This is a genomic window from Microvirga tunisiensis, assembly GCF_009296175.1.
Lineage (GTDB): Bacteria > Pseudomonadota > Alphaproteobacteria > Rhizobiales > Beijerinckiaceae > Microvirga > Microvirga tunisiensis.
The window spans coordinates 1-2,438 of sequence record NZ_VOSK01000598.1 but is presented as its reverse complement, the minus strand read 5'-3'; the positions used below and the strand labels follow the sequence as shown (position 1 = coordinate 2,438).

The window sequence follows — 2,438 nt, the reverse complement described above, 5'->3', positions numbered from 1 at the left end:
GCTCCTGAAGACCGGCCTCCAGGAGGTGTGTTCGGCGGCTGCGATGAACGTCTTGCGGGTCGTACACTGGTTGGACGGATGGCCGCGCACCAAGACGCGCGTGACCCGCTTTGCTGCGTTGGCGCCAACCCTCTGAATTCGCCGACAGTATCTAGGAGATATCTGCGGCCCACTTCTCGTTTGGACGCTCAGCCGAGAAGTCCTGCTCGAGCAGGTTGGGCGCGATTGGAAAGGCGTGATGGCTGTCGGTGGTGCGCTTGAACCGGCGCTTCTGCCGAGCCTTGAGGCCGTTCTCGCGCATCAGCCGAGCGGTCCGACGGCGACCGACTTGCAGTCCCTCATCCTGCAACTCGCGGGTCAGGCGCGGGCTGCCGTAGGTCTCATGGGAGAGGGTGAAGGCGGAGCGGATGTGGGCCAACAGAACCAGATCCTCCTGCTGGCGCGGGCTCGCTGGACGGGATCGCCCGGCGAAGTAGCCGCTCTGGCTCACTTCGAGAACCTGGCACAGGCGCGTGACGGGGAAGTTCTCTTTCGCCGCATCGATGAACCGGAACTTCATCGACTTCCCTCCTTGGCGAAATCTATGGATCTATGGACCGGCCGTGCGTTGCAAGAGGGCTGCTTCAGATTGGATGAGAGACGGTTTGCATCAATCTATCCGGCCTCTGGGTGGAGCACCTGCTCCGGGCCATCATGGAAATCCGCGCGCACTGGGCCTTTTTAGCGGTGAGACCTCAACGGGCCATTTTTTCGCTCAGGCTTCCCGTGCGCCGGGCAACCGTTCATCCATCCTGTCACATCCTTCCCGCAAACCTCGGTGGGAACTCGATCGCCGAAACGCCTGCTGCTCAAGCGGTCTTACGGCACCTGGGCGGCAATCCCCGCGTCATAGCCTCTTTCGCGGTACAACACGCTCCAGGCGATGCGCGCCAGCTTGTTGGCCAACGCGGCAGCCAGCACATTCCGACGCAGCCGAGGGCCGCTGTCATCAGCCAGCGGCCGAAGCGATATCTCGGCCAGTTGTGTGGGTGCTGCAGAATAGCCTGCGCGCCGCCCACGAACAGGGTGCGCAAGTAGCGGTTTCCACGCTTGGAGAGGCCGCCCAGGATGGTGCGATTGCCGGTCGAGATCTGCTTGGGCACCAGCCCGAGCCAGGCGGCGAAGTCACGGCCTTTGCTGAAGGCTGCTCCGGTTCCAATCGCTGCTACCATAGCACTGGCGGTGATCACCCCGACACCCGGGACATCCATCAACCGCCGGCAGCCCGCGTCCTCTCGCGCCAGGGCCGTGATGTCCCGGGTCAGCGTCTCGATGCGTTCGTCCAACTGCCGCCAATCGTCTGATAGATCCTCGATCAGGTGGATCATCCGCGGCGAGAGCACGTCCGTGCGTTGAGACAGTAGCGTGGGCAGGGCCTCGCGTAACCCGGCAAGCCCCTGACGCACCGGAAGGCCACATTCGAGCAGGAAGGCGCGGATCTGGTTGATCACCGCCGTGCGCTGGCCGATCCGGCGGCGGCGCACCCGATGAAGCGCTTGGAGATCAAGTTGTTCGGCCGACTTCAGCGGCACCGGCCGCATGGTCGGGCGCTGGACCGCCTCGGCAATGGCCTCGGCATCGCGGTAGTCATTCTTGTGACCCTTGAGAAACGGTTTGACGTACTGGGCCGGCAGCAGGCGCACGTCATGGCCGAGAGCTGCGAGCTGACGCCCAACATGATGGGCGCCCGCGCAGGCCTCCATTCCAATCAGACAGACCGGCACGTTCGCCAGGCAGGATTGCAGCTGCCCGCGCGCGATCTTGCGGCGCAGCAGGATCTTGCCGCGGGCATCCATACCAATGAGGTGGAAAGTATTCTTGCCCAGGTCAAAGTATTCTTGCCCAGGTCAATGCCGATCGTGGTGATGGCCTCGGTCGTGGTCTGGTGTGACATGGCATAGCTCCTTGCCTGCGGAACAATCCCGCCCTCCCATGCTCCCTCCGGGAGCACGGCCGGTCCATGCCATTAGCCGTGGCCTTCTTCAGGATCTCCCGCTCCTGGCGCAGGATCTCGTTCTCGCGCCGCAGCCGCTTCAGCTCGGTGGCCATGTCCTCCTGGCGCTCCGCGGGCGGGTCCTCGATCTCACGCTCACGACGGCGGTCGAGCCAGTGGCGCAGGGTCGACAGGCCGATGCCGAGATCTTGAGCGACCTCGCGCCGGCTGCGGCCACTGGTCAAGGCAAGCCGCACAGCCTCGTCCCGAAACTCCTTCGTAAAGCGTGTGTGGGGCATGGAGATCCTCCTGGGCTATAAGAGTGCTCTCCATCGTTCCGATACTGCTGGCGAATTCATCATGCTGGGACGGGAGCCATCATGAGCTTGGTAAAGGCGGATTGCCGGGTTCGTGCGAGCGGCGTGCCCGCGAACCAAGCCCCTAGTCGGATGAGGTTGATGGCAGC

3 pseudogenes are annotated in these 2,438 nt (G+C 63.7%); all 3 read right to left on the bottom strand.

Features of this window, described 5'->3' with window-relative positions:
* Positions 1-154: 154 nt before the first annotated feature.
* A pseudogene (locus tag FS320_RS41800) lies at positions 155-580 on the bottom strand (IS3 family transposase); the annotation flags it as partial.
* Between the two features lie 278 nt (positions 581-858).
* Positions 859-1,933 (bottom strand): annotated as a pseudogene (locus tag FS320_RS41795) (IS110 family RNA-guided transposase).
* A 74-nt stretch (positions 1,934-2,007) separates the two neighbouring features.
* Positions 2,008-2,271: pseudogene (locus FS320_RS41790) on the bottom strand (transposase); the annotation flags it as partial.
* Positions 2,272-2,438: the final 167 nt, after the last annotated feature.